This is a genomic window from Gordonibacter sp., from assembly GCF_036667095.1.
GTDB lineage: Bacteria > Actinomycetota > Coriobacteriia > Coriobacteriales > Eggerthellaceae > Gordonibacter.
Map to the genome: position 1 here is coordinate 1 of NZ_JAVWUP010000166.1, position 1,004 is coordinate 1,004.

Annotated in this window: 1 pseudogene; it reads right to left on the bottom strand. The window is 61.0% G+C overall.

Annotated elements, in window-relative coordinates:
* A pseudogene (locus RR842_RS11490) lies at window positions 1–1,000 on the bottom strand (conjugal transfer protein TraC); the annotation flags it as partial.
* Between the last annotated feature and the right edge of the window lie 4 nt (window positions 1,001–1,004).

The window sequence follows — 1,004 nt, forward strand, 5'->3', positions numbered from 1 at the left end:
CCATCCAGGCGAGGCGCTGCTTCACGAAGGAGACGGCCTTCGCCTTATCCATGGCTTGGACATGCAGGGTGACGTTCAAGGGCAGGGGCAGGTCGATGATGTCAGCCAAAGCGCGATCGGACAGCTCGCTGCCGAAGCGGCGAAATCCCAGCACTTGGCCATACATGCCGTCAGAATAGAAGCAATCGGAGCGACCCTCGGGCTTGAAGTCGAGAACGCCCGGAGCGATAAGGTCCTTGGTGCGAAGCCCGCTTCTGCATGACAGCTCCCCGAAAACGGGAGAGGACAGCTTCTTGCCCGGACGCAGCTGCGAGTGGATGGCGGCTAGGCGCTCTTCCCCGCGCACGACGGTCGCATCGCTTCTGATGCGCGCGAGCGTTCGCGCGCAATCGTTTCTCATGCGCGCGAGCTTCGGCACGGCGGCATCGACGTTGGGGGCACCGACTGCGAAGGTCAGATAGCGCTCGCGGATGAGGTTGGACACGCCCTCGCGCATCTTGTCGTTCAGGATGCGGTTGTACTCGTCCACATAGGCGCGCGTTCGCTCCTCATGGCACTCGAAGAAGACCTTGTTGCCTATCTCGTCTGCCGGTATCGGCGTATTCACGATGTTGAGCTGCACGGAGGTTTCCGCACCGAAGTAATCGAACAGCTGGCAGTACGTAGAGAAGATCGCCTGCTGGTTCTCCTCTCGCGCGGACTGGTAGCTGATGTCGGTGAATTTCATCGTCTGGGAGAAGATGCCTTCTTCCACCTGGGAGATGCCGTCGGCATACATGGCGTCATAGCCGATATAGGCGCACACGTCCTTAGCCGCGAATCGCGCGCGGCGCTTCGATGCCGTCTGCTCGGTGAGCTCCTTCTCCTGCGCACGCAAACGGCGGCTGACGTCCGATTTGCCGCGCGCCTTGGCATTCGCGCGTGCTGCTCGCAGTTCCTTCTTCTCTTCTTTCGCGGCGCGCTTTGCTTCGCGCCTAGATGTATTCTCGGCTCGGCTCATACAG